General features: G+C 65.3%; 21 protein-coding genes. 14 read left to right on the plus strand and 7 right to left on the minus strand.

The window, feature by feature from the left end:
• Both MWU77_RS00180 and MWU77_RS00185 read left to right on the plus strand, forming a co-directional pair.
• On the plus strand, window positions 1-1,659 hold the full coding sequence (locus MWU77_RS00180; RefSeq protein ID WP_169688177.1) for an acyl-CoA synthetase: 1,659 nt from the start codon (window positions 1-3) through the stop codon (window positions 1,657-1,659).
• A 10-nt stretch (window positions 1,660-1,669) separates the two neighbouring features.
• Complete coding sequence (locus MWU77_RS00185; RefSeq protein ID WP_247272665.1) at window positions 1,670-2,782, plus strand: nitronate monooxygenase family protein; 1,113 nt, start codon at window positions 1,670-1,672, stop codon at window positions 2,780-2,782.
• A 7-nt stretch (window positions 2,783-2,789) separates the two neighbouring features.
• On the opposite strand, the gene MWU77_RS00190 is transcribed toward MWU77_RS00185, so the two are convergent.
• The gene (locus MWU77_RS00190; RefSeq protein WP_247273035.1) at window positions 2,790-5,324 is read right to left on the minus strand and encodes a multicopper oxidase domain-containing protein; all 2,535 of its coding nucleotides are present in this window, start codon (window positions 5,322-5,324) and stop codon (window positions 2,790-2,792) included.
• A gap of 32 nt (window positions 5,325-5,356) precedes the next feature.
• Window positions 5,357-6,079 (minus strand): metalloregulator ArsR/SmtB family transcription factor, encoded by a 723-nt coding sequence (locus MWU77_RS00195; protein WP_247272666.1) that lies wholly within the window; start codon window positions 6,077-6,079, stop codon window positions 5,357-5,359.
• Between the two features lie 77 nt (window positions 6,080-6,156).
• Here MWU77_RS00195 and MWU77_RS00200 point away from each other — a divergent pair, with 77 nt between their 5' ends.
• Window positions 6,157-6,939 carry a DUF2249 domain-containing protein gene (locus MWU77_RS00200; protein ID WP_169688180.1) on the plus strand — a complete coding sequence of 261 codons (783 nt, stop codon included), beginning with the start codon at window positions 6,157-6,159 and terminating at the stop codon, window positions 6,937-6,939.
• Here MWU77_RS00200 and MWU77_RS00205 read toward each other — a convergent pair.
• Entirely contained in the window at window positions 6,926-7,507 is a 582-nt protein-coding gene (locus tag MWU77_RS00205; protein WP_247272667.1) for a TetR/AcrR family transcriptional regulator, read from the minus strand. The two genes, MWU77_RS00200 and MWU77_RS00205, sit on opposite strands and share 14 nt — an antisense overlap.
• A gap of 143 nt (window positions 7,508-7,650) precedes the next feature.
• Here MWU77_RS00205 and MWU77_RS00210 point away from each other — a divergent pair, with 143 nt between their 5' ends.
• The 7 genes from MWU77_RS00210 to MWU77_RS00240 are packed head-to-tail and all read left to right on the plus strand — an operon-like array spanning window position 7,651 to window position 17,024.
• Window positions 7,651-9,450, plus strand: coding sequence for a multicopper oxidase family protein (locus MWU77_RS00210; protein ID WP_169688450.1), 1,800 nt, complete (start codon window positions 7,651-7,653; stop codon window positions 9,448-9,450).
• Entirely contained in the window at window positions 9,447-10,607 is a 1,161-nt protein-coding gene (locus MWU77_RS00215) for an alpha/beta hydrolase (protein WP_169688182.1), read from the plus strand. The genes MWU77_RS00210 and MWU77_RS00215 overlap by 4 nt, the downstream gene beginning before the upstream one ends.
• Window positions 10,604-11,881: an oxygenase MpaB family protein gene (locus MWU77_RS00220; protein ID WP_247272668.1), complete on the plus strand. Its 1,278-nt coding sequence runs from the start codon at window positions 10,604-10,606 to the stop codon at window positions 11,879-11,881. The genes MWU77_RS00215 and MWU77_RS00220 overlap by 4 nt, the downstream gene beginning before the upstream one ends.
• Before the next feature lie 24 nt (window positions 11,882-11,905).
• Window positions 11,906-12,961, plus strand: a complete 1,056-nt coding sequence (locus MWU77_RS00225; RefSeq protein WP_247272669.1) for a lipocalin-like domain-containing protein — start codon at window positions 11,906-11,908, stop codon at window positions 12,959-12,961.
• Entirely contained in the window at window positions 12,958-14,274 is a 1,317-nt protein-coding gene (gene hmgA / locus MWU77_RS00230; protein WP_247272670.1) for a homogentisate 1,2-dioxygenase, read from the plus strand. The genes MWU77_RS00225 and hmgA overlap by 4 nt, the downstream gene beginning before the upstream one ends.
• Entirely contained in the window at window positions 14,271-15,755 is a 1,485-nt protein-coding gene (locus MWU77_RS00235) for an aldehyde dehydrogenase family protein (protein WP_247272671.1), read from the plus strand. The genes hmgA and MWU77_RS00235 overlap by 4 nt, the downstream gene beginning before the upstream one ends.
• Before the next feature lie 21 nt (window positions 15,756-15,776).
• Entirely contained in the window at window positions 15,777-17,024 is a 1,248-nt protein-coding gene (locus MWU77_RS00240) for a CaiB/BaiF CoA transferase family protein (RefSeq protein ID WP_374229786.1), read from the plus strand.
• A gap of 17 nt (window positions 17,025-17,041) precedes the next feature.
• On the opposite strand, the gene MWU77_RS00245 is transcribed toward MWU77_RS00240, so the two are convergent.
• Entirely contained in the window at window positions 17,042-18,436 is a 1,395-nt protein-coding gene (locus MWU77_RS00245; RefSeq protein ID WP_247272672.1) for an aldehyde dehydrogenase family protein, read from the minus strand.
• Window positions 18,437-18,516: 80 nt separating this feature from the next.
• On the opposite strand from MWU77_RS00245, the gene MWU77_RS00250 reads away from it, so the two are divergent.
• Window positions 18,517-19,650, plus strand: coding sequence for a nitronate monooxygenase (locus MWU77_RS00250; protein WP_247272673.1), 1,134 nt, complete (start codon window positions 18,517-18,519; stop codon window positions 19,648-19,650).
• 63 nt (window positions 19,651-19,713) lie between these two features.
• Here MWU77_RS00250 and MWU77_RS00255 read toward each other — a convergent pair whose 3' ends face one another.
• The 3 genes from MWU77_RS00255 to MWU77_RS00265 are packed head-to-tail and all read right to left on the minus strand — an operon-like array spanning window position 19,714 to window position 23,681.
• Window positions 19,714-21,339 (minus strand): long-chain-fatty-acid--CoA ligase, encoded by a 1,626-nt coding sequence (locus tag MWU77_RS00255; RefSeq protein ID WP_247272674.1) that lies wholly within the window; start codon window positions 21,337-21,339, stop codon window positions 19,714-19,716.
• A 33-nt stretch (window positions 21,340-21,372) separates the two neighbouring features.
• Window positions 21,373-22,488 (minus strand): acyl-CoA dehydrogenase family protein, encoded by a 1,116-nt coding sequence (locus MWU77_RS00260; protein ID WP_247272675.1) that lies wholly within the window; start codon window positions 22,486-22,488, stop codon window positions 21,373-21,375.
• 14 nt (window positions 22,489-22,502) lie between these two features.
• Window positions 22,503-23,681 (minus strand): acyl-CoA dehydrogenase family protein, encoded by a 1,179-nt coding sequence (locus tag MWU77_RS00265; protein WP_169688190.1) that lies wholly within the window; start codon window positions 23,679-23,681, stop codon window positions 22,503-22,505.
• 106 nt (window positions 23,682-23,787) lie between these two features.
• On the opposite strand from MWU77_RS00265, the gene MWU77_RS00270 reads away from it, so the two are divergent.
• The 3 genes from MWU77_RS00270 (at window position 23,788) to MWU77_RS00280 (ending at window position 26,252) form a co-directional block, all read left to right on the plus strand.
• On the plus strand, window positions 23,788-23,976 hold the full coding sequence (locus MWU77_RS00270) for a ferredoxin (RefSeq protein WP_054714149.1): 189 nt from the start codon (window positions 23,788-23,790) through the stop codon (window positions 23,974-23,976).
• A gap of 143 nt (window positions 23,977-24,119) precedes the next feature.
• Complete coding sequence (locus tag MWU77_RS00275; RefSeq protein ID WP_247272676.1) at window positions 24,120-25,034, plus strand: 3-oxoacyl-ACP reductase; 915 nt, start codon at window positions 24,120-24,122, stop codon at window positions 25,032-25,034.
• A gap of 453 nt (window positions 25,035-25,487) precedes the next feature.
• Entirely contained in the window at window positions 25,488-26,252 is a 765-nt protein-coding gene (locus tag MWU77_RS00280; RefSeq protein ID WP_132476421.1) for an ABC transporter permease, read from the plus strand.
• The last annotated feature ends 6 nt before the right edge of the window (window positions 26,253-26,258 follow it).

Here is a 26,258-nt window from a genome sequence, read left to right on the forward strand (position 1 = left end):
GTGGCCCTTAATATCGCAGATCTCGTAGAGCACGCCATCGACCTCGTCCCCGACCGTGTCGCACTCGCGTCGGACGGTCGCGAACTCACCTATGCGCAGCTGGAGGAGCGGACCAACCGCCTCGGGCACTACCTGCAGGAACAGGGTGTCGTGCCCGGCGACAAGGTGGGCGTCTACTCGCGCAACACCATCGAGGCCGTCGAGGCGATGATCGCGGTGTTCAAGATCCGGGCGGTAGTGGTCAACATCAACTTCCGGTACGTCGAGAACGAGTTGCAGCACATCTTCGAGGATTCGGACATGGTGGCACTCATCCACGAGCGCAGGTACGCCGACAAGGTCGCGAACGTGCTGCCGACGACGCCACTGGTGAAGACGTCGCTCGTCGTCGACGACGAAACCGGGCTCGACTACTCCGGCTACGGGGGAGTCGACTACGAGCAGGCGCTCGCGCAGAGTTCCCCGGAGCGCGATTTCGGCGAGCGTAGCCCCGACGACCTGTACATGCTCTACACCGGCGGCACCACCGGTAAGCCGAAAGGTGTGATGTGGCGGCAGGAAGACGTGTGGCGCGTCCTCGGCGGCGGTATCAATTTCCTCACCGGTGAGTACGTAGCTGACGAGTGGGAACTGGCGAAGACCGGCGCCGCCAACCCCGTGATGGTGCGCTTCCCGATCCCGCCGATGATCCACGGCGGTGCGCAGTGGGCGTTGTTGCAGGCGTTGTTCGGCGGCGGCAAGCTGATCATGCACCCCGAGTTCGACGGCCACGACACATTGCGCGTCATCGAGGAACACAAGGTCAACGTCATCTTCATCACCGGCGACGCAATGGGCCGCCCCATGATCGATGCGCTCGACGAGGGGAACCCGAAAACCGGTAAGCCATATGATCTCTCGTCCATGTACTTCATGGGGTCCAGTGCGGCGCTGTTCTCTCCTGCACTCAAGGAACGATTCCTCGAACTGCTCCCGAACTGTATGATCTCCGACTCCATCGGCTCCTCCGAGACGGGGTTCTCGGGCATCGGCGTCGTCGCGAAGGGGCAGGCCCATACCGGTGCCCCCACCGTGAAGATCGACGCGGCGACCTCGGTGCTGGACGAGGACGGAACCCCGCTGCAGCCCGGCGACGGCAAGGTCGGTCTGCTCGCCCGCAAGGGACACATCCCGCTCGGGTACTACAACGATGAGGCGAAGACCGCAGCGACGTTCCGCGAGTACAACGGCGTGCGGTACTCGATCCCGGGTGACTACGCACAGATCGAACCCGACGGCACGGTCACGATGCTCGGCCGAGGCTCATCGTCGATCAACAGCGGCGGCGAGAAGATCTATCCGGAAGAGGTGGAGGCCGCGCTCAAGGCCCACCCGGACGTCTTCGACGTGCTCGTGATCGGTGTCCCCGACGAGCGGTTCGGGCAGCGTGTTGCGGCAGTCGTTGCGACACGGGCTGGAAGTCGGCCCCCACTGGCCGATCTCGTGGAATCGGCGCGCGCGTCGATTGCCGGCTACAAGGTGCCACGCAGTGTCTGGTTCACCGACGAGATCAAGCGGTCGCCTGCCGGTAAGCCCGACTATCGCTGGGCGAAAGAGCAGGCCGAATCTCGTCCTGCAGACGAGATGTACAGCAGCAGCGGCGTCGTCGCGGCGAAGTAGAAGGACACACATGCAGACCGATCTCAGTAAGAAGTTCGGTATCGAGTATCCGATCTTCGGATTCACGCCGTCCGAACACGTCGCAGCGGCGATCAGCAGGGCCGGGGGCCTCGGCGTGCTGGGTTGCGTTCGGTTCAACGACCCCGAAGAACTCGACGCGGTCCTCACCTGGATGGACGAGAACACCGACGGCAAGCCGTACGGTGTCGACATCGTGATGCCCGCCAAGGTGCCCACGGAAGGTACCGCCGTCGATCTCGACAGCCTCATCCCGGCAGAGCACCGTGCGTTCGTCGACCGCACACTCACGGAGCTGGGTGTTCCACCGCTCAACGACGACGCCGAACACGCCACCGGAGTGCTGGGCTGGCTGCATTCGGTCGCGCGCTCCCATGTCGACGTGGCGCTCGGACATCGACCCGCACTCATCGCCAACGCTCTCGGTTCACCACCGAAGGACGTCATCGATCTCGCACACGAGAAAGGTGTGCCCGTCGCTGCGTTGGCCGGTGCCGTCGAACACGCGAAACGACATGTCGAGAACGGCGTCGACATCGTCATCGCCCAAGGCTACGAGGCAGGCGGCCACACCGGTGAAGTCGCGTCGATGGTGTTGTGGCCGGAGCTCGTCGATGCCATCGGCGATTCCGCTGCGGTTCTCGCAGCGGGTGGTGTCGGGTCGGGCCGTCAGGTCGCTGCAGCGCTCGCGCTCGGCGCGTCCGGCGTGTGGATGGGTTCGTACTGGCTTACCACCTCCGAATACAAGCTCGGTTCGGCCGCGCAGGGGCCGTCGTCGATCCAGCGTGCCCTGCTCGGCGCGAGTTCGTCCGATACCGTGCGGTCACGTATCTACTCCGGCAAACCGGCCAGGCTCCTCAAGACCAAGTGGACCGAGGCGTGGTCGCAGCCCGATGCGCCGTCACCGCTTCCCATGCCTTTGCAGAACATCCTGGTCAGCGAAGCGCACCAGCGTATCTCGGCGGGGAACGATCCCGAGGTCGTGGCGATGCCGGTCGGGCAGATCGTCGGACGGATGAACGAGATCCGGCCCGTCGCGGAGATCATGGCCGAACTCGTCGACGGCTACGACCGGGCGGTCGAGCGGCTGAATCGGGCGCGGTAGCCGAGAGTCATTCTCGGACTTCGACGATTCCGTGCGCGCCGCGCTCGGCATCGACCATCGAGTGCGACACGAACGGGTAGTGTCCCGGTTCCGGGAACTCGAGTTCGACGAATCCTCCCTGGGCCGGGAACAATCCGAGTGTCTGGCTACCTCCCGTATCCGGCCGCAGGCGGTAGTCGCCCTCCGCGAAGACGGTGTCGAACTGCCCGCCCACGACATGGAACGACGTACCGCGGTTCGGTCCTGCGGCGAGCACCCAGATCCGGACCCGCTCACCCACCCGGGCCTGCAGCGGCCTGTGGTCGTACTGGTTCGCATAGCCGTTGAACACCACCAGGTCAGGGTCCTCCGCAGTGATCTTGTCGGAGTCGGCCTCGCCTCCCTCGGCTCCCAGATACAGCTCCGACTGCACCAGGACGTATTCACGGGCGACGGGCACGAGGTCTGGCGGGTCGATGATGACCGCACCGAACATCCCGTTGGCGATATGCAGCGACATCGGCATGGTCGAGCAGTGATACAGCCAGATCCCCGAGCGGGTCGCGGTGAACCGGTAGACGAGCGACTCACCGGGTTCGATGGTGCGCATCGGTTCGTCCGGAGACAGCGAACCCGCGTGGAAGTCGATCGAGTGGCCGATACTTCCGTCGTTGACGAGGGTGATCTCGAAGACGTCGCCGACGCGGCCGCGCAGGACAGGCCCGGGGGCGGTGCCACCGAATGTCCACAGGCGCTGCGTGATCCCGGGTGCGACCTCACGTTGCTCGTCGGTTGCAGCCAGGGTGATCCGGTGATCGGCCGCCGGCGCCGGCGCGACCGGATCGTGTGCGACGAATCCCGCCGCGGGGTCTGCGCCGAGACTGCGCGACACGTCCGATGAGGTGAGAGACCCCGCTTCCGCCTCGGACCCGTGGTCGGTGTGTTCGAGGTCGTCGCCCGCACCGGTCGGTTCCACGGTGAGTGTCATTCCCATCTGGCGATGCCCGGCGACCGAGCACCATCCGTCCATCTGCCCGCCGACGAGTCCGGCGTCGAGCGTCGCCGTCTCACCCGGACCGATACGAGCGGTGCGGGTACCGTTGGCGAGAACCAGATCGTGACGATCGGTACCGGTATTCACCAGCGTGACCACCAGACGATCCCCCACAGGCACTTCGAGGACGTCGGGAACGAACCGCATACCCTCGATCTGCACCTCGACTTCGGTGGTGTACCCACTCGCCCTCACGTTCGAAGCATCGACGGTGGAGAGACCTGCGGCAGCCGGATCGGCCGCGATACCGGCTGCCGCGCCGAGGACGACGATGCCCAGCCCTGCTGCGGCGGACCGGATGCGCTTGCGTGCGGGAACAGGTTCGGGGCGGCCCGGTTTCGACGCTGTCCCACGCATGCGCCGGGCAACCAGAACCGCGCGCACGGCCAACGGCAGGAACGACGCGAACGCCACCAGGACGAGCACCGAACACAGCACTCGCACGAGGCTCGGTATCGGCAGTACACACACCAGCAGACCGGCATTGGCGACCGACAGGCGCCACGACGCGCCGCGCTCGAGTTCGGTCATCGCTCCCTGCACGGCAGCACGGCCGCCGATGACGACGGGAATGAGATACGTGAGGGCGCCGAGCAACACCTGGACGAGGAAACCGGCGAGCAGTGCCGCGGTGACGGACCCGGCCGCCGCGGCCGCTTCCAGTGGAGTCGATGCGGTCGCCAGTGCCACCGTGAGGTAGATCAGTGAACCGAGCAGCCACACGATACCGGCGAGCACCGACAGCGTCGCGAAATCGGCGGGATGTTTTCGGCGGATCTCATCGAGGTGTGGTTCGAGGACATAGAGCGCGGCTGCGAGATATCCGAGCGTTCCCGCTGCGGTGACGAGGGGAATACCCGCGAGGGCACCGGCGACTCCCACCGCGAGAGCGAGAATCAACGCCGGGAGTCCGCGTCGCGCTGCGGTCTCGACGCGCTGCGCCATCCGGGTTCGGAGCATCGTCGGCCACAGGGTCACGAGTGTGCCCAGCACCGTCAACCCCACCCAGCCCAGGACGTTGACGGCTGCGTGCCCGAGCACGAGGCGCTCGTGAAGTTCCCCGGGCAGGCCGGAATTGGCCATGGCGATACCGAACCCCGCACCGACCGGCAACATCGTTGCTGCAGCGATGTAGTAGCGCACGGTGTGCCCGAACCGGGATGGCAGCGCCGCCCGCAGTCGCCGCAGCAGCGTAATGCCGTGCCATCCGGCAACACCGGCGACGACGCACCCACCGACCAGTACGACGGGCCACCACCCGCCGACCATTCCTGCGACCAGGACTACGGCGCCGGTGTTGAACGCGATGAGTCGCGCCGTGTCGGGACGTCGAGCTCCCGTGGCGGAACGGCGGAGCAGGGCATCGGTGAAATGCCCGCTCCAGATCAGGATCGCGTTGCTCGCAGCACCTATACCGAGCAGATGCACAAGGAGCCAACCGGATTGCGGAATCCACCGGTGGGCGACGGCCACTACGACCAGCGCCGTGAACCACGCGGCAACCACCATCCCGGCCCGAAGATGCCAGTTGCCCCGTTCGTTCACGATTCGCCCCGCGGACAGCAGCACACTTCGGGAGTCGTGGGTTCGGGCATGAAGAGCCGACACCCGCCGGGTTCGGCGAAGGGCAGGAGGTCGAGTCCGGGGCCGATCGGTGCGCCGACTTCTTCGAGTGCGCCCTCGACGATGCCGAGATGAACCTGGCACACGACGTTCGGGTAGCGTCGCGCGGCGTCGAGCAGGGGACACATCGGCAGTGCGACGCCGAGCGCGGGGCCACGGTCGTGGGGCGCGAATCCGAGCCGTGTGAGCAGGTCGAGGACGAAGGCATGTGGATCTGCGGTGTCGTAGTCGGATTCGCGTGCGAGGTCGCATCCCCACTCTCGCCCCGCGGCGCGTGCGTCGCCTTCTGGATCGGCGCTGGTACGAGCGATGTGTCCGGCGAGGGCGGTCGCGAGTCCGGCGTAGTCGCGGCCGGCCAGGGTGGGGTCTGCGGCGGGCATGGGCCGATACACCTTGGCGGGGCGTCCGCGTCCGCGGGCCGGTTCGGTGGTGTGGTCGACGAGGCCGTGGCCGACCAGCGCGTCGAGGTGTTCGCGCACCGTGTTGGCGTGGAGACCGAGCCGCTCGGCGATGTCGTTGATGCGCGCCGGGCCATGGGCCCGGACATCGTCGAGGACGGTGATCCGCTGGGGCGACAGCGCGAGGTGCGACTCCGGGACCGGTGTCGCGCGCGGTCCGGGACGAAGTTCCCTATTTTCCACGGAAATAACTGTAGTAAATTGGTCCGCGAAAGGCCACCTTGCCGCGCACCACCGCGGCGCCACGGAAGGAGCGGTCCATGAGTGCCGACCAGATCGTCGTTGCCACCACCGCGGAGGACGCGCGTGCCGTCGATGCCGTCAAGAGTCACCACAGTGAGCTCGCGGGACATATCGCGATCCTCAGTGAGGCATTGCTCGACGCTGCGGCCACCGGGAAGGATGTCGACGTGCATCGTCGTGCGATGGTCGACTTCCTCACCGGTTCCTTGCTGCCACACGCCACCGCAGAAGAGCGCGTGCTCTACCCCGCGGCGGCCGGGCGCGGCGACGCGAAGTTGCTCGTCGAGTCCATGATCGCCGTGCACCGCCTTATTGCGGCTCTCGTCGACCGGATTGCGAAGGAACCCGATCCGGTCCGTGCGGCTGCAGCTGCCCACGCCTTACGAGTGGTGTTCGACCTGCACCTCGTCGACGAGAACGACCGAATCCTTCCGCTCGTCGCCGCAGATCCGGATGTCTCACTCGCCGGCATTCTGGAAGGTATGCACGAACTACTGGGCGGGGATGCGCAGCCGGAGCACGACGGCCACGTGTGCGCGTGCGGCGAACGCGACGAGCCCTCTCCGGTGCTCGATGTGCGGGAGATCCCGCACGCAATTCGCCACGCCACGGTGTTCGGTGCGTTCGATGCGGTGCCTGAACGCGGCACGCTCCTGCTCGTAGCGCCCCACGACCCGATCCCGCTGCTCCGCCAGCTCACCGACCGGGTGGACGGGCGGCTCGGCGTCGACTACGAGGAGCGCGGACCGGAGGCGTGGCGCGTGCGCCTGACGCGAATCCCGGACACTACATCCGCGTGAGAAGCGCGACGAGGTCCTGGATCTCGTCGACAGTCGGTGTGGTGAGGTTGTCGCGACCGTAGACGAAGCCGATGCCCGCATACACCAGGGTGCCGGCTCGGATGCGCGCTTCGCGATCGTCGAAACCCAGTTCGTGAAATGCGTTCTCCACCACCGACATGATGCGCTGGTCGAGGGCGCGCACGGATTCCGCCACCTGCGGGTCGGTGCGCGCCCAGTCGCGGATCGCCACCTCGGTGGCCCAGGCTCGATCCTCGACGAGGGTCGCGCCCATGTGCGCGAGACGGTCGCGGACCGGCATCTCTTCGATGCTCGTCAGTCCGCGCAGTGTGTCGTTGTCGTGTGAGCAGTAACGGGTGGCGATGGCATGCATCAGCTCGTCGATGTCGGCGAAGTGCCAGTAGAAGCTGCCCTTGGTGACGCCGAGTTCGGTGCACAGCCGTGCGATCTTCACCGCGTTGCGGCCCTCGGCGACAAGTAGTTGCAGACCCGCGTCGGTCCAGTCGTCGAGCGAGAGCCGCGGCCGGCGGGTGGAAGTGGGTTTCTTCTTCTCCGATTGCCGAATCACGACCATCTCTCCTTGTTGAGCGCTGATGCGAGGTTACACGTCGACGCCGCCGCTTGACCAAACCATACCGTATGGTACTGTGAGGGTCGTCACGATCCGTCGTGTTCTTGTCAATCGGGGTGGGATCGACGCGAAAGCGCATGATGAAAAAACTCAGTCGCAGACAACTTCTCGCGGGGGCGACGCTGGGCGTCGGTGGAGGAGCGTCGCTGCTGTTCGGCGCCGGCCGCGCGGTCGCGGACGGCCCGCGCATCTCGAGTCCGTTGCTCTTCCACTCGCCTCCGCTCGAACCGTTCGTCGACGAACTCCCCGTTCTGCCGCGCATCGATGCCGCGACGGTGACGATCGATGCGGTGAGCGCGACGCACAGCTTCCATCGCGACCTCGCTCCCGGCGCGACCCTCGCCTACGGCGACCGCACCTACCTCGGCCCGGTCATCGTTGCGCGGCAGGGGCGTGAAACCACGGTCGAGTACCGCAATCGGATCACGTCCCATCCGTTCGCAGCCGATTTCGACACGTCACTGCACGGACTCGGCGAGCACGACCGCACCGCGGTGCCCACCTCGATGCACCTGCACGGGGGAGTCACACCACCGGAATTCGACGGCCACCCGAAGCAGATCTCACGCCCGGGTCAGGGCTACACCTACCGTTTCCCGAACCGGCAGGAAGCCACGACGATGTGGTATCACGACCACGCGATGGCCGTGACCCGACTCAATGTCTACGCCGGTCTCGCCGGGCTGTATCTGTTGCGGGACGACTACGACACCGGCGATCCCGGAAATCCACTCGGCCTTCCTACGGGCGCGTACGAACTCGACCTCGTGCTACAGGAAAAGATCGTGAACAGCGATGGCACACAGAGCATTCGCTCGACCCCCATTGTTCCGCAGGGGCGCTGGGAAGGCGGAGCCGTCGGTGACGTAGGCGTCGTCAACGGCAAGATCTGGCCGCAAGCCCGTGTCGACCGCGGCCTGTACCGGATGAGGTTGCTCAATGCGGCCTCGTTCAGCATCTGGGATCTGCACTTCTCCGACGGCATGCAATTCTGGGTGCTCGGGATGGAAGGCGGCCTGATGGACGCCCCCGTCCGCACCGATCGCGTGCGGCTCTCGCCTGGCGAACGCGTCGACATCCTCGTCGACTTCGGTGCTCTCGAACCTGATTCGACGGTCGAATTGCGCAACAGCGAACCCGCCGCGCCGCAGGCCGCGCAGATCGGCGCGGTGCTGATGCCGGTGTTCATGCGCTTTCGCGTCGGGACCGAACGGGGATTCACCGGCCCCGTCCCGGAGACCCTGCGCGGCGGGCAGGGGCAACCCCCGGTGGTAGGCCCGATTCCGGTACCGCAGACGGTACGCAACGTGTCGCTGAGTCAGCCGTCGGATGTCCGGCTGCCTCCGTCGATCATGTCGCTCAACAATCTCACCTTCGACAGCGACGACATCGAAACACCGAGACAAGGTGCGATCGAGCAGTGGAACATCGTCAACGCCACCCCCGACCCACACCCGATCCATCTGCATCTGGTCACCTTCCGTGTGCTCGGGCGGCAGGCGATCGACACCCTTGCGATGTGTGCGCGTCAGCCACAGGGCCCTCTGGGTATCAAGTGGACTCCGGACGCCGACCCGTTCGTTGTCGAGCCGCTTCGCGGACCCGAGCCCTGGGAGACTGCTTTCAAGGACACAGTGATCTGCGACCCGAACTCCGTTACGCGCATCGTGGTGCGCTTCCCGACGGCCGACGAACTCGGCTTCGACCCTGACGCGACCTTCTCCCCGGCGGTGCACACGTTCGACGACCACGCGCATGTGATGCCGCACCACGGTGACGACGATCTGCATGGCAGTGAACTCCAAGGCTATGTGTGGCACTGCCACATCCTCGACCATGAAGACCACGACATGATGCTCGAATATCGGACGGTGCAATGACTTACGACGTAGCAGACCACTTCCAGCGCATTCCCTACGAACCCGCCTCCGACGGCCGCGTCGAAATGCACTCAGGACTGAGCAGGCACTATCCGACCCTCCACGGAAATCTGGTTGCCGCACCGGGATATTCACGCAAAGTGGGCGTGATCATGTGTCATCCCGCCTCGAACTTCCTGAGCCACTTCCTGCTCCGCGCGATCGCCGGGGCAGGCATTCCGGCCATGGGCCTGAACACCCGGTACGCGTCGAACGAACCGGCTCTGATCATGGAGCGCGCGGCATTCGATCTCGGCACTGGCGTGCGCTGGATGGCCGAGGAGCTGGGCTTCGAGAAGGTTGTGCTGCTCGGCTTCAGCGGTGGCGGCTCGCTGGCGTCGTTCTATCAGTCGCAGGCGGAGAACCCCACTGTCGTCGAGACACCCGCAGGCGACCCGGCGTCCTTCCCCGACGCGAAGCTGCGTCCCGCCGACGCGGTGATGCTCGTCGGCGCACACCCCGGACGCGCACGAGTCCTGAGGCACTGGATCGATGGCGCCGTCCTGGACGAGGCCGACCCATATCGCGTCGACCCGGAACTCGATCTCTACGCATCCGGCCGAACCGCACCGCTCGACCGCGACTGGGTTACCCGCTACCGCGACGCGCAGCTCACCCGCATGCGCCGCATCGATGCGTGGGCCCTCGACCAGCTCGACGAAATGAACCGCACCGGTGCATCCGACCGAGGATTCGTCGTGCACCGCACGGTCGCCGACCCCCGCTTCGTCGACCTCACCCTCGATCCCAGCGACCGCGAGCTCGGCAGCATGTACGGCGACCCGGCCGCCGCGAACACCGCAGCGGGTGGTCTCGCCAGATTCGTGACGGTGCGCAGCTGGCTCAGTACGTGGAGCTCCGACCTCACCAACGCTGACGCCTTCGAAGACCTGTTGCACGTCGCCGCGCCGGCAATGGTGATGAGCCTGCTCGGCGACCAGGCTGCGTTCGCGGAGGATTCGCGCCTGATTCACCAGGCGCTGGGCGGCGAGACCGAACTGATCGAGATGCGCGGACTCAATCACTACCTGGTGGACCAGCCGGGTGGCCTCGACGACGTCGTCGGGCGTATCACCGGCTGGATCCGCCGCACCGTCCTCGAGGAGGCAACGCCATGACCGGGACACTCGGTGCGAAGGCGACGCCGCCGGCACAGGACCGCTGTCCGAGTCGATTTCCCTACTGGCAGGCCGTCGAGCGCCCAGGCGTCGCGCGGGTCCGGAACCTCATCCGCAAGGTCACAGGTTTCGACATCCTGCACGACGACGAGACTGCCCGTGCCCTGTGCAACGATCTGTTCAGCGGCGACCCCACCACGGAACGTTTCGTCGGCGAGGTCTACCACGGTGACCTCGGACCGGTGAAAACCCGGGAACTGCTCGACACCGCCCTCACCGACGGAATCGACAGCGTGCCGGACGCACCCGAGGCAATGAAGGCGCTGTTCGAGGAGTTCGAGATCGTCCCCGATTGGGTGCAGCCCGAACTTGTCGAAGAAGGCGCGAAGATCTGGCGACGCTGGGGCACCATGCTGTTCAGTTTCGCGGGTGCCGAAACCCTCGAGATCTACACGGAATCCGCTGTGGCGACCCCGTTGTCGTTGGCCGGTGGGTATGCCGGAGACAACGCGCTGCGTCGCTACCTCGAAACCTGCCGGTTCTGGTGCGATGTCTCCGAACCCGGTGCTCTGCTCACCCCGGGATCGACCGGACGCGCCACCGCCCTCAAGGTCCGCGTGATGCATGTATCGGTACGCGACCGGGTCGCGAAGCATCCCGAATGGGACGAACAGAAGTGGGGACTGCCGATCAGCCAGACCTACATGCTCCTCACCCTGATCGCAGGCAGTCTCACCCCTGGCCTTGCCCTGTGGACTCTCGGGTACCAAACCACACCGCGGGAGATCCGCGCTCTCATCCACTTCCAGAAGTACATGGGATACCTGCTCGGTGTCCGCATCGACTGGTATCCGGAGACGATCGGCGACAGCATCCGCACGCTGCTCACCACCGTGGTGTCCCGGTCGTACGACTCGGGCGAGCACGGCAAGGAATTGATCGAGTCGTACCCGAAGGCGTTCGCGCCCCGCGACGGCCAGCTAGGATTCGAGCGGCTACGGGCGGCATACAACTTCCGGATCAACGCGGTCTACTCGGCAATGTTCATGGGGCCGGGCACCCGTCGCAAATACTCGATGCCGACCGTCATCCCCTGGATGATCATCCCGATCGTCCGATTCCCGTTCATCACCGCGATGGAACTCGCCCGTCGTCTTCCCGGGATCTCCGGAGTGCACGAAAAGATCATGGTCGCTCACCGTGAGAACTGGTACCGAGCCCAAATGAACGGACGAGAAGCACAATTCGACGCAAGCGGCGCCCTGCGGCGCTGAACCCCCACCTACACCGGAGGAACTATGGCGGCACTGCAGATCGTCGAGGCATGGAATGGCCCCGGCCGGCGCGACGGTGACATCACGCAAGTCGTCCCGAGCGACAACGGTGCTCATCCGTCGACCGACAAGCACGCATTCGAACACTGGTACTTCGACGCCCATCTCGACGACGGCCGCATCGTCGTCGCGATGCTGCAGACGCGAGAGTTGGTGCACCGCAAGCCCGGCGTCGAGATCCACGTCTACAGCGCCGACGGCGAGCGCCGCGAGGCCATCAAGCAGTACTCCGACGCAGAGCTCACCGTGTCGGCGGAGCGGTGCGACGTCCAGGTCGGCCGCAGCTTCGCCAAGGTGACCGGCGAGGAAGACGGGTTACCCGTCTACCACGTGTCGGTGGCAGAAGACGACCTCGCGTTCGATCTCACGTTCACCGCCGAAGTGCCGCCGTGGATGCCGGCACGCGGGCAGACCAGCTACAACGATCGCGAGTTCTTCGCGTGGGTGGTCGGCGCACCCCGAGCACGTGTCGCAGGAACGGTGACCGTCGACGGGGTCACCACAGAGGTCGCCGGGCGTGGTTACCACGACCACAACTGGGGCGTCGGCGACATGAAACGCATCATCTCGAAGTGGTACTGGGGCCGTCTCTACACCGACGATTTCTCGCTGGTCTACGCGATGGTGCAGACGCAGAAGAAATACGGCGAGCACTGGTCACAGCCGGTGATGATCGCTATGGGACGTGAGGTGGTGCTCAGCAACGGCGAGGTCGAGACGACGGAGGGCCCGGCGGTCTACGACGCCGTCGCCGATCGCACCTACCCGTCGTGGTTACGGATACAGGCTGCCGATTCCCTGGATCTGACATTGACGGTGCGCGAAATCGTCCACGCTCACAATCTCCTCGAAGACATCCCGATCGCGTCGAGCAAGCTCGTCAAGCCAATCGTGAACTGGCTGGTCGGCCGGCCGGGCTACTTCCGTTTCCGGTCCGATTTCACGATGACCGTGACCATCGACGGTGAACAATACGATCGTTCGGGGACGACATTGCACGAGATGGTCGCCTTGACGTGACGGTGGACCTCGAGTACCTGAACGGGTTCGGTAACGAGCACCACAGCGAGGCGGTCGCGGGTGCGCTGCCGTGGGGGCAGAACTCGCCGCAGCGAGCCCCGTACGGGCTGTACGCCGAGCAGCATTCTGCGACCGCATTCACCGAACCGCGTGAAATCAACACGAGGAGTTGGACGTACCGGATCATGCCGTCGGCCGCGCACCGGCCGTTCGAACGCACCGACGATCGTGGATGGGTGTCTGCACCATCGACGGCGACGGTACTGACGCCGAACAGGCTGCGGTGGGATCCGCAGCCCGCGTCTGCGGCCGGGGTGGATTTCATCGACGGCATCACGACCTACGCCGTGAACGGCGACGTACACGCCTGTACGGGTATCGGCTTACACATGTATGCGGCCTCGGCATCCATGACCGACCGGTACTTCGTCGACGCCGACGGTGAACTGCTGTTCGTCCCGCAAGCGGGCGCTCTGCTTCTGTGCACCGAGTTCGGGAGGCTCGCGGTCTCGCCGGGGGAGATCGCCGTCGTCGGACGGGGTGTGCGGTTCCGGGTGGAACTGCTCGACGTCGCAGCAACCGGGTACGTCTGTGAAAACTACGGAGCCGCCTACCGACTCCCGGAACTCGGTCCGATCGGCGCCAACGGTCTCGCTCATGCGCGCGACTTCCTCTATCCCACAGCGTGGTACGAGGATCGTGTCGGGCCGGTCGAGCTGGTTCAGAAGTTCGGCGGTCACCTGTGGGCCACCGAACTCGACCATTCGCCGCTCGACGTCGTCGCGTGGCACGGGACGCACGGCGCCTACAAGTACGATCTGTCGCGATTCAACGCGATGACCACCGCAGGCTGGGATCATCCCGACCCGTCGATATTCACCGTCCTCACCTCGCCGACCTCGGTCGCAGGGCAGGCCAACGTCGACTTCTGTGTTTTTCCCGACCGCTGGGTGGTCGGCGAACACACCTTCCGGCCACCGCATTTCCATCGCAACGTGATGACCGAGTTCATGGGTCTGATCCGTGGGCGACACGATTCGAAAGCCGAAGGGTTCGTGCCGGGAGGGGCATCGCTGCACAACCAGTGGGGTGCGCACGGGCCCGACCGGGAGACCTTCGATCTGGCGTCCGCCGCGGAGCTTTCACCGATGAAGCTCGAGAACACGATGTCGTTCATGTTCGAAACCCGACTCGCCCTCGCCGTCACCGAAAGGGCGCTGTCTGCATCCCATCGTCAACCCGACTACGACTCGTCGTGGGCCGGACTGGAACGTCGCGTTTCACCTCACCCTCGAAATAGGAGCATTCCATGACCGACACTGCAGCTCCCGTCACTCCAGCTCCGGTTGTTCTGCCGGAACCGCTGCTGCGCATCGGCGGCCGGGCGGTCTCCGCTCGGTCCGGAGCGCAGTTCTCGTCGATCAACCCGGCGAACGAAGAAGTTGTCGCCGAGATCGCATGCGGCGGCACCGACGACATCGATGCCGCCGTCGATGCTGCCCGCGACACGTTCGACTCGGGTGCGTGGTCGCGGATGGCGGGCGCCGAGCGTGGCAGGATCCTCTCCCGCGCAGCCGATCTCATCGAGCAGCACGCGCCGGAGCTGTCGGCGCTCGAGACCGCGGAGATGGGCAAGCTATACGCCGATACCGTCGCAGGCGATATTCCCGCCGCCGCCGCCTCGTTCCGGCACTACGCGGGCTGGGCCGACAAGATCGCCGGTGAGGCGATGATCCTCCCTGATGTCGGACCGCAACACCGCTTCGGCTTCACCCTCCGCCAGCCACTCGGGGTGGTCGGTGCGATCACGCCGTGGAACAACCCGACCGTGGTGGCGGCGTGGAAGATCGCACCGGCACTCGCGGCGGGCTGTTCCGTCGTGGTCAAGCCCGCCGAGGATGCGTCCCTCGCGGTGCTGAAACTGGCCGACCTGCTCGCGGAGGCCGGAGTGCCCGATGGGGCGTTCAACGTCGTCCCCGGTCTGGGGCCGGAGGCCGGAGCTGCACTTGCTGCGCACCAGGGCATCGACAAGATCACCTTCACCGGGAGCCCCGCCGTCGGCAAGACCATCACCTCGCTTGCGGGTGAGAAGTTCCGCAAGGTCACCCTGGAACTGGGCGGAAAGGCCCCGCAGCTGATCTTCCCCGATGCAGACCTCGAAGCCTCGCTGCCGTGGATCGCGATGGGCAATTTCTACCACCAGGGACAGGTGTGCGCCGCGGGCACCCGCGTGATCGTGCACGAATCCATCGCCGACCAGGTCATCGAAGGCCTCGTCGAATTCGCACGTGCCGCAGTCATCGGCGATCCGTTCGATGCGGGAACCACCCAGGGCACGATCGTCAACCGCAAGCAGCTCGACCGCATTCTCGGGTACATCGAGAAGGGCAAGAGTGAAGGTGCCGATCTGCTCACCGGCGGGGCCCGCGTCGGCGACAAGGGCTTTTTCGTGCAGCCCACCGTATTCCGTGGCACCAACGATCTGACGATCGCGAGAGAGGAGATCTTCGGACCCGTCGCCACCGTCATCACCTTCAAGACCACGGAAGAAGCGGTCCGGCTCGCGAACGCGACGCAGTACGGTCTCAATGCCTTCATCTTCAGCCAGAGCCTCTCGACGGTGCACGGCGTGATTCCGCAGCTGAGGGTCGGCACCGTGTGGGTCAATGGCTGGGGTGTACCCGACCCGGCACTACCCTGGGGTGGTCGCGACGCGAGCGGCATCGGGCGCGAGCTCGGGCGCAGCGGCCTCGAGGCGTTCACCGAGGAGAAGACGGTTCACCTCGGCTACTGACCGGAAAGAAATGGACACTCAGTGACGACGGATACCGCAGGCACACCGACCGAGCCGACAGAGCAGACCGCAGCCGGTGCGCTCGGAGAGATCAGGGTACTCGAACTGGGCACACTGATCGCCGGTCCGTTCGCCGGGCGGTTGCTCGGCGATATGGGTGCCGACGTCATCAAGATCGAGGATCCGAAGCGTCCCGACCCGCTGCGCACCTGGGGGCAGGGGGAGCGTGATGGCCACCGTTTCTTCTGGACCGTGCACGCGCGCAACAAACGGTGCATCACCCTCGATCTGCGGTCGGCCGACGGTCAGGACCTCTTCCGCCGGCTGGTCGCCGAATCCGACGTCGTCGTCGAGAACTTCCGGCCCGGCACACTCGAGAAATGGGGCCTCGGCTACGACGTGCTCTCCGAGGTCAACCCGGGCATCGTGCTTGCGCGCGTGTCCGGATACGGACAGACCGGCCCCAGAGCCGGGCACGCAGGATACGCCTCGGTCGCGGAGGCGGAAAGCGGTCTCCGGCACCTGAACGGCTACCCCGGGCAGGCGCCGCCGCGTCTCGCGCTGTCACTCGGCGACACCCTCGGCGGCATGTTCGCCGTCCAAGGAGTGCTTGCTGCGCTGCTGAGCCGCGAGCGGACGGGACGTGGGCAGATCGTCGACGTGGCGCTGACCGAAGCGTGCCTGGCCGTCCAGGAGTCGGTCATTCCCGACTACGACGCTGCCGGGGTGGTTCGCGGCCCGTCCGGTACGCGGCTCGAGGGCATCGCGCCGTCGAATCTGTATCGCACCGCCGACGACATGTGGATTGTCATCGCGGCCAATCAGGACACCGTCTTCCGGCGCCTGTGCGTGGCAATGGATCGCCCGGAACTGGCCGACGATGCGAAGTTCGCCGACCACCTTGCGCGTGGTGTCAATCAGGACGACCTCGACGATCTCATCGGCGCGTGGGCCGCGACATGGCCCCTCACCGAGCTGCTCGAACACCTGTCGGCCGCGGGTGTCGTTGCAGGGCCCGTCAATACGGTGGCCGAAGTGGTCGCCGACGACCAGTTCCAGGCGCGCGACATGCTGCTCTCCCATCATGACGAACGCACCGGCCTCGATGTTCTCGGACCGGGGGTGGTGCCACGTTTGGCGGACACCCCCGGTTCGGTGCGTCGTGCAGGCCCGCCGATCGCCGGCTACGACAACGCCGCTGTCTACGGCGACCTGCTGGGCGTGACCGAAGGCGAGCGTGCCGATCTGCGCGAGCGCGGCGTCATCTGAGGGCAGTCGGTTCTCGTTCAGCCGGGCAGTCCGATCGTCTTGATTTCGAGGTACTCTTCGAAACCCTGCGTGCCGTTGCGTCGGCCGAGACCGCTCTGTTTGGTACCGCCGAACGGACTCGTGATCCCGAAGAAGGACTTTCCGTTGACGGTGACACTGCCGGTGCGCATGCGCTGCGCGACGGCCAGCGCCCGATCGTTGTCGGCGCTGCTCACCTCACCGGACAAGCCGTAGATCGAATTATTCGCGATCGCAATGGCGTCGTCCTCGGTGTCGTAGGCGGTGCCGGTCAGTACCGGGCCGAAGATCTCTTCCTGCGCCACGCGGGAATCGGGATCGACGTCGCCCAGCAGAGTCGGTTGGGTGTAGTAACCCGTCGGCAGGTCCTCCGGAATGCCGCCGCCGGTGATGAGGGTCGCGCCCGATTCGACACCGTCGGTGATCAGGCCGAGCACCTTCTGACGCTGGGTCTCGCTGATCTGCGGTCCCTGCATGTTGCCGGGAACCCACGGATCGCCCACCGGGAAGGATTCCATCGTGGCCTTCAGCACCGCGATGCCTTCGTCGTAGCGGCTGCGAGGTAACAGGATCCGGCTCGGCAGAATGCAACTCTGCCCCGACATCACACACGCCATCACCGCCGCCATGGGAAGCGACGCGCCGAGGTCGGCGTCGTCGAGCACGATATGAGCGGATTTGCCGCCGAGTTCGAGCATCGTCTTCTTGACCGTGGGTGCGGCGGCGGCCAGAATGGCTCGTCCGGTCGCGGTCGAACCGGTGAAGGTGATCATGTCGACCCGCGGATCCGACGACAGTGCCGCGCCCACTTCGTTGGCGTTCGACAGTACGACGTTGAAGACGCCGGCCGGAATATCGGTTTCTTCGGCGACGATGCGTCCCAGTTCGCTGCCAGACCACGGGGTGAGCTGTGCAGGCTTGAGGACGACGGTGTTTCCGGCCATCAGCGCCGGCATCGTCTCGGCGACATTGAGATAGAACGGCACGTTCCAGGGCGTGATCGCGCCGACGACCCCGACCGGGTCGAAGTGCAGGAGTCTGCGCGCCGGACCCATCACCGTGGGGTGCATTCCCGTGTCCTGCAGATAGTCGAAGCTGCGGCCGTACTCGGCCCAGTGCTTCACCTCGTCGATCGGCTCTTCGATCTGACTTCTGGTCACGCCGATGGGGCAGCCGACCTCGGTCACCACTATCCGGCGCAGACGCTCCATGTTTCTGGTCAGCGCTTCGTGGAGCTGGCTGAGGCAGTGGTAGCGGAATTCGACGTCGCGTGACCAGTCGGTGGTGTCGAATGCGCGGCGGGCGGCGCCGACGGCGCGTTTGTTGTGGAGTAGCCAATTCGAGTGTGCAGTCGTTGTCGCGACACGCCGGGCGGTTTCGGAAAAACTGCACACTCGACATGTTCATTCGGGCACGCTGGCCCTATGGTGGAACTTGTTTCAGTTATTCACCGTCTCTTCTCGAGGAGTGCCGAATGCACACACCCCTATGCGACCAACTCGGCATCGAGTTCCCGATCTTCGCATTCACTCACTGCCGTGACGTTGTCGTCGCTGTGGCCAAGGCGGGTGGTTTCGGCGTCCTCGGCGCCGTCGGTTTCACGCCTGAAGAGCTCGAAATCGAGTTGAACTGGATCGATGAGCACATCGGCGACCGGCCTTACGGTGTCGACATCGTCATTCCGGGCAAGTACGAGGGCATGGATGCCAACCTGTCCGCCGACGAGCTGACGAAGATGCTGCAGTCGATGGTTCCGCAGGAGACGCTCGAATTCGCCCGTGGAATCCTCAGCGATCACGGTGTCCCAGTACCCAAGGACGGGGACGATAACGCGTTGCAGCTGCTGGGCTGGACCGAAGCCACCGCCACCCCGCAGGTGGAGGTCGCGCTGCAGCATCCGAAAGTCACGCTCATCGCCAACGCACTCGGCACGCCGCCGGCCGACATGATCGCACACATCCACGACTCCGGACGTAAGGTCGCGGCGCTGTGCGGTTCTCCGTACCAGGCCCGCAAGCATGCGGATGCAGGCGTCGACATCATCATTGCTCAGGGCGGCGAAGGCGGCGGACACTGCGGCGAGGTCGGCTCGATCGTGTTGTGGCCACAGGTTGTCAAGGAAGTCGCGCCCGTTCCGGTGCTGGCTGCAGGCGGTATCGGCAGCGGTGAGCAGATCGCTGCCGCTCTTGCCCTCGGCACGCAGGGCGTCTGGTCGGGTTCGCAGTGGCTCATGGTCGAGGAAGCCGAGAATACGGCGGTCCAGCAGGATGCCTACATCAAGGCCGGCAGCCGCGACACCGTGCGCAGCCGCTCGTTCACCGGCAAGCCCTGCCGCATGCTGCGCAACGACTGGACCGAGGCGTGGGAGCAGGAGGGGAACCCCGAGCCCCTCGGTATGCCCTTGCAGTACATGGTCTCCGGTATGGCTGTCGCCGCTACGCACAAGTACCCGGACGAATCCGTCGACGTCGCTTTCAACCCGGTGGGTCAGGTCGTCGGTCAGTTCACGAAGGTGGAGAAGACTTCCGCGGTCATCGAGCGCTGGGTACAGGAATACCTCGACGCGACCGGCACCTTGGAGCGGTTGAACGAGGCTGCGAACGCATAGCGCTCCGCGCGCGTGCGTGGTTCTGGTAGCGGGGGCTACCGGAACCACACACCGGCGGAGTTCTTATGCGGGCACAGAGGGATCCCGGTCGAGAAGCTGTGCGAGTTCTGCTGTCAACAGGCGGAATTCGCTTTCGCCCTTCTCTCGCACCCAAACAGGGTCCGTGCAGTGCCATCGTTCGGCCGAGAGTGTGCGCGTGAGAATCTTGAACGTTGCCGTTTGGGGGAGGCTCCGGGCGACCCTGACGAACGTCGGGAGCTGCTTCGGACCGAGATCCGCTCGAGTATCGAGGAATTCGGCGAAGGCAGCCGGATCGAACTCGTCATCGACAGCGGGGACGACCGCGATCATCACCTGGTCGCCCACGAAACGGTCGGGCACGGCGTACACCGACACCTGTGAGAACCCCGGGTATCGTGACAGTACCCGTTCGATGGGTGCAGCACCGAGGTTTTCACCGTCCACGCGTAGCCATCCCGAACTGCGACCCGCAAAGTACACGAACCCGTCGGCGTCACGGTATGCGAGATCGCCACTGTGGTAGCGACCGTTCCTCAGGCGCTCGGCATCGGCCTCGGGGTCGTTGTAGTACCCCGCGAACGCGCCTGCGCCATCCGAGTTGACCAGTTCCCCGGTGGCCTCGTCGGCATTGACGATCCGCCCGTCGTCGTCGAACACTGCCGGCGGACACGGGAGCCCGGTTTCGGTGTCGAGGATCTCGATGCCGTCGGGAAGCAGTCCCAGCGACCCGGCAGGCCTGCCGGCGGTCGCGCGGATTGCGATGCCGCCTTCGGTGGAACCGAATCCGTCCACGACGGTCGCGCCGAATCGGCGACCGAATTCGGCGACCGCGGGCGCACTGCCCTCGTTGCCGTACATGATGCGCAGTGGATTGTCGGCGTCGTCGGGCCGTTCGGGTGTGGCGACGACGTAGGACAACGGCTTTCCCACGTAGTTCGCGTACGTGACTCCGAATTTCCGCAGGTCGGGCAGGAACCCGGATGCGGAGAACCGGCGACGCAGAGCGACACTGCTCCGGGCGGCCAGTGCGACGCCCCAGCCGGCCATCATGGCGTTCGAATGGAACATCGGCATCGAGAGATAGACCGTGTCGGCCGGGCCGAGACCGAACCTCTCGGCGAGCATGCTCCCGGGGTCGGCGATCTTCGCGTGCGTGCATCGCACGGCCTTCGGGTCTCCGCTGGTGCCGGAGGTGAAGATCAACATGAAGGGATCGTCGGACGCGATGTCGTCGACGATCTGCTCGGAGCCCTCGTACGGGGCGATCGTGGCGCGCCACTCCTCGGAATCGATGTCGATCACCCGCACACCGGGTAGATCGAGTCCGGCGAGAAGTCCGATGTGTGCGGTCTCGGTGAACACCACCTGACAATCCGCGAGCAGGATGTCGCGGGCGAGCGCCTCACCGCGTCTGGTGGTGTTCAGACCCGCCACCACCGATCCCGAGAACGCGGCAGCCCCGAGCAGGAACGAGAACTCCGGCACGTTGTCGAGCAGCACACCGATGTGCCGTGGGCGCGACGGATCGAGAATGTCGCGCAAGAGCGCCGCCCGATCGTGGGAGAGCGCGGCGTGGTCGCGCCACGAGACGAAGGAGTCCTCGAACAGCACGCCCCGGTCGTCGACCGTGTCGAGGCGCCGGAGCAGTGTGGTAACCGTGTCGAGCATGATGACTTCCTCCGAACGTCGGGCAGGGGAGCGTCAGGCGGGAGCGTCGGCGAGTTCCCGGCCGAGTGCACGCAACTGCGTCGTGGCCGATCCCAGCAAGAACTCGTGATGCTTCGCAACGAGGAAGTACCGGTGAACGGGATGATCCTCGTCGAGCCCGACACCGCCGTGGACGTGTACGACGGTATGCGCGACCCGATGCCCGGCATCGGCTGCCCAGAATGCGGCGGTGCGCAGTTCCTGCTCGTGAGGATCGCCCTCGGCGATGCGGAAGGCTGCCTGCCACAGCGTCAGTCGCACGCCCCTGACGTCGATGTACGCGTCAGCCAGGCGTTGAGCGACGGCCTGGAAGCTGCCGATGGGACGGTCGAACTGGACCCGTTCGCGTGCATACTCGGCGGTGAGTTCGAGACCTCGGTCCAACGCTCCGCACTGGTATGCAGCCGACCCGAGGAGGAACCGGTCGCGGAGCCACGCCGCGACGGTGGCACCGTCAGTGCCGAGAACGCGATCCGGTCCGAGCTCGACCCCGCCCAGCGTCACGATGCCCGCGGATCCGAAACTCGTGGTCTGCTGCGGTGTGACGCTCACGCCGGGATCGTCGGCGCGCACCAGGAACACCGCGACCCCGTCGTCCGTAGTGGCGGGCACGAGGAAGCCGTCGGCGACAGGTGCGGTGTCGACCACGATCTTGGTGCCGGTCAGTATGTGGCCGGAACCTGATGTGGTGGCCGAGGTAACGGGGTGGAGCGGATCGTCGTTGACCTCCTCGGTCAGCGCGGCGGTGAGGATCTTCTCGCCGGATCCAGCGGGTTCACCCCACTCCTCGATCTGTTCCTTCGTCCCGAATTCGGCTATTGCGGAAGCGGATACGACGATCGACGTGAGATAAGGGACCGTCGCAGCGGCGCGTCCGAGTTCGATGAGGATGCTGGCCTGTTCGAGGGGGCCGAATCCGTCGCCGCCGACCGAATCCGGCAGTGCCGCGCCGAGAACCCCCGACGACGCAAGTGCGTCCCACAGGATGTGATCGGTGCGGTCCTCTGCGGCATCGAGGCCGCGCTGATGTTCGTTGGTGACGATGTCGGTGACGATGCTGCGCGTGAGTTCCGAGAGGTCCTGTTGCGCTTCAGTGAGAGTGAAATCCACGATGGATGTCCTTTCTAGCGCTTGGAGGGCGGCAGGCCGAGTGCGGTCATCGCGATGATGTCGCGCTGCACTTCGTTGGTGCCGCCGCCGAAGGTGAGGATCAGCGAACTGCGATGCATCCGCTCGATGCGTCCGCGCAGCAGTGCGCCGGGCGAGTTCTGCCGTACGGTCGCCGCGGGGCCGAGAATCTCCATGAGCAGGCGATACGCCTCGGTGGCGAACTCCGTTCCGAAGACCTTGTTGGCAGAGGCCGGGGCAGGTCCGAGCGGACCGGTGCCGGAGGCGATGTCCCAGTTCATGAGCTGGAGGTACTCGGCCTTGGCGTGCACACGCGCCAGGTTGATCCGGACCCATTCCTGGTCGATCACTCGCCGCCCGTCGGGACCTTGCGTCTGCTGAGCCCAGGCGCGGACCTCGCGCAGTGCGCTGAGGACCGGTCCGGCGGAGGTCAGCGCGACCCGCTCGTGGTTGAGCTGGTTGGTGATCAGTGCCCAGCCACCGTTCTCCTCCCCGACGAGTGCGGATGCCGGGACCCGGACATCCTGATAGTAGGTGGCGCTCGTGTCGGGGCCCGCCATGGTGTGCACCGGTGTGTACGAGAATCCCTCGGCGTCGGTGGGGACGATGAGGATACTTATTCCCTTGTGCTTCTTTGCCGCAGGGTCGGTGCGGACCGCGAGCCAGACGTAGTCGGCGTAGGCGATCAGGCTCGTCCACATCTTCTGGCCGTTGATCACCCACTCGTCGCCGTCGCGGACGGCACTGGTGCGCAGCGATGCGAGGTCGGTGCCCGCTTCCGGCTCCGAGTATCCGATGGAGAAATGGAGTTCACCGGCGGAGATACGCGGGAGGAAGTACGCCTTCTGTTCGTCGGTGCCGTAGTGCATGATCGTCGGCGCGACCGAGTCGATGGTCAGGAACGGAACGGGTGCTCCTGCGATGGCGGCCTCGTCGCTGAAGATCAGCTGATCCATCGCGGGACGGTTCTGGCCACCGAATTCCTCCGGCCAGCCGAGCGTGAGCCAGCCGTCTTTCCCCATCTGCTGGACGACCTCGCGGTATACGTTGCCCGAGCCGTACTCGCCGGTGGTGGCGGCAAGCGCCTCGCGCCGTTCTTCCGTCATCAGGTCGGCGAAGTACTCGCGCAGTTCCGCGCGCAGCCGTTGCTGCTCGGGGGTGTAGTTGATGTCCACGAACGCTCCTTCGTCGTCATAGGATCCGACGAATCATTGCACAGAATTGTAACGCGTTCTAGTGTAAGTTCGAACGACTCGTACGGCGAGGAAATGAGGTCCGGAAATGGATGTCGAGGTCGACTTCGACCGTTGTGAGGCCAATGGGGTGTGCGTGGGAATCGCACCCGAGGTCTTCGATCTGAACGACGACGATGAACTGATCGTTGTGCACCCCACTCCTGCGGGGAGTGAGGATCTCGTTCGTGACGCAATCGCACAGTGCCCGCGTGCGGCGCTGTCCGAGGTTCGCTAGCGACGGGCCCACGGGGAATCTGCCGGGGGTCTTGTCATAAACAGGAACAAGTTCTAGATTCCTGGTCGGCTTCGGATCTCCGGGGTGGGCCACGGGTGAGGGCATGTCGGATGTCCCGCCCGACTTCGCAAGGGAGTGCGTGAATGAGTGCTGTCGGCAACGGTCGCGACGATGTGTCGCTCGAAGGCAAGGTTGCGGTCGTCACCGGTGCCGGTGCGGGACTCGGACGCGCCGAGGCACTCGGTCTCGCCCGTGCGGGCGCGAGGGTGATCGTCAACGACCTCGCTCCCGGTGACGCGGTGGACGACACCCTCGCGCAGATCCGGTCGCTGGGGGTCGACGCCGAGTTCGTGGCCGGCAGTGTCGCCGAACGAGAGACCGCTGACGCAATGGTCGCCACCGCAGTGGATCGGTTCGGCGGCCTCGACATCGTCGTCAACAACGCCGGTGTCGTCCGCGACCGGATGCTTCCGAACATGTCCGACGAGGAATGGGACACGGTCGTCTCGGTGCACCTGCGCGGTCATTTCCTCCTGTGCCGCAATGCCGCCGCCTACTGGCGCGGCAAGTCGAAGGAGGTCGGCGGCCCGGTGTACGCGCGGATCGTGAACACCTCGTCCGAAGCCGGGCTCCTGGGCCCCGAAGGGCAGGCCAACTACGGTGCCGCGAAGGCGGGGATCACCTCACTCACGGTGTCGGCGGCGCGTGGTCTGTCGCGGTACGGCGTCCGTGCCAACGCGATCTGCCCTCGTGCTCGCACCGCGATGACGGAAGCGGTGTTCGGCGATGCACCCGACGGGGAGATCGACCCACTTTCACCCGACCACGTCGCATCGCTCGTGTCCTACCTGGCTTCTCCCGCGGCGGAGAAGGTCAACGGTCAGGTCTTCATCGTCTACGGCCCGATGGTTGCGTTGATGGCAGCGCCGACCGTCGAGCAGCGCTTCGACGCAGTCGGGCAGTGGACCCCTGCCGCTCTCGCATCCGAGCTCGGTGGGTACTTCTCCGACCGGGATCCGGGCAGGACGTTCTCGGCATCTGCCGCTCTCGACCTGTAGTTCGCCTCTAAGCTTCGTAGGAGGTTCGATTCGGACGCTCGTCCGGATCGGGTTTACTGCAACTGGCAGTGTCGGTTACTGTGCAGTTCGTGTGCCGCGGAGGTGCTCCGGCCGTGGGATGAATTGCTCTTTCGATGCCGAAACCAAATAGGAATCTGTTCTAGTTTTGCTGCTGGATCAAGTCTGATTTCGATGCCTCGATCGCATGGTGTCAACGATGCGGAAAGGTCTCCCGGGCGTTCGGATTCTCATCAAAGTCCCAGTGTAAACCGGCTTATGTCTGCTCGGATTCTTTGAATCCGCTCATGTTTTTCGTCAGCAGGACCGATATTCCAACCGTGGAAGCGATGCATCTTTGACACGTGAACACGTTCTAGTTAATATGACGCGGGTCACAGCATTACTGCTGCTGTGGCGTGGTGCAGGCGAATCATCGAACGATGGGGGGACGCGGTGGTAGACCTCTTCGAAGTCCCCCTTCGCGCCGTCGGTGGGCTCTTCGCCATGACGGGCGAGACTGCGCGTGCCGCGTTCGTCCGTCCGTTCCAGCGACGCGAATTCATCGACCAGGCCTGGTTCGTCGCCAGGGTCTCCCTGATGCCGACCATCCTCGTCGCGGTTCCGTTCACCGTGCTCGTCAGCTTCACACTGAACATCCTGCTGAGAGAGATCGGCGCGGCCGACCTCAGCGGAGCGGGAGCCGCACTGGGTGCCGTCACCCAGGTCGGACCCATGGTCACCGTGCTCATCGTCGCCGGCGCAGGCGCCACCGCGATCTGTGCCGACCTGGCCGCACGGACCATTCGCGAGGAGATCGACGCGATGAAGGTGCTCGGTATCAATCCGATCCAGCGTCTCGTCGTACCGCGGGTCCTCGCGTCCACCGTCGTCGCGCTACTGCTCAACGGACTTGTCTGCACCATCGGCATCCTCGGTGGATTCGGATTCTCGGTCTTCTTCCAAGGCGTGAACCCGGGCGCCTTCATCAACGGCATCACACTGCTCACCGGATTCGGGGAACTTATGATCTCCCAGGTCAAGGCCGGGCTGTTCGGCATGATCGCCGGACTCGTCGCCTCATACCTCGGTCTGAACGTGCGAGGCGGCGCCAAGAGCGTCGGCGACGCTGTCAACCAGACGGTCGTATTCGCCTTCATGGCGTTGTTCGTCGTCAACCTCCTCGTCACCGCGGTCGGCATCAAGCTGACCGGCGGATGAGGGGGG

Source organism: Rhodococcus sp. F64268 (assembly GCF_023015605.1).
Classification (GTDB): domain Bacteria; phylum Actinomycetota; class Actinomycetes; order Mycobacteriales; family Mycobacteriaceae; genus Rhodococcus.

Bases quoted from the DNA above. Each gene is read 5' to 3' on its own strand.
- MWU77_RS00185 (WP_247272665.1), top strand. From the start codon at position 1,670: ATGCAGACCGATCTCAGTAAGAAGTTCGGTATCGAGTATCCGATCTTC.
- MWU77_RS00190 (WP_247273035.1), bottom strand. From the start codon at position 5,324: ATGGTGGTTGCCGCGTGGTTCACGGCGCTGGTCGTAGTGGCCGTCGCC.
- MWU77_RS00200 (WP_169688180.1), top strand. From the start codon at position 6,157: ATGAGTGCCGACCAGATCGTCGTTGCCACCACCGCGGAGGACGCGCGT.
- MWU77_RS00210 (WP_169688450.1), top strand. From the start codon at position 7,651: ATGAAAAAACTCAGTCGCAGACAACTTCTCGCGGGGGCGACGCTGGGC.
- MWU77_RS00215 (WP_169688182.1), top strand. From the start codon at position 9,447: ATGACTTACGACGTAGCAGACCACTTCCAGCGCATTCCCTACGAACCC.
- MWU77_RS00220 (WP_247272668.1), top strand. From the start codon at position 10,604: ATGACCGGGACACTCGGTGCGAAGGCGACGCCGCCGGCACAGGACCGC.
- MWU77_RS00225 (WP_247272669.1), top strand. From the start codon at position 11,906: ATGGCGGCACTGCAGATCGTCGAGGCATGGAATGGCCCCGGCCGGCGC.
- MWU77_RS00235 (WP_247272671.1), top strand. From the start codon at position 14,271: ATGACCGACACTGCAGCTCCCGTCACTCCAGCTCCGGTTGTTCTGCCG.
- MWU77_RS00250 (WP_247272673.1), top strand. From the start codon at position 18,517: ATGCACACACCCCTATGCGACCAACTCGGCATCGAGTTCCCGATCTTC.
- MWU77_RS00255 (WP_247272674.1), bottom strand. From the start codon at position 21,339: ATGCTCGACACGGTTACCACACTGCTCCGGCGCCTCGACACGGTCGAC.
- MWU77_RS00270 (WP_054714149.1), top strand. From the start codon at position 23,788: ATGGATGTCGAGGTCGACTTCGACCGTTGTGAGGCCAATGGGGTGTGC.
- MWU77_RS00275 (WP_247272676.1), top strand. From the start codon at position 24,120: ATGAGTGCTGTCGGCAACGGTCGCGACGATGTGTCGCTCGAAGGCAAG.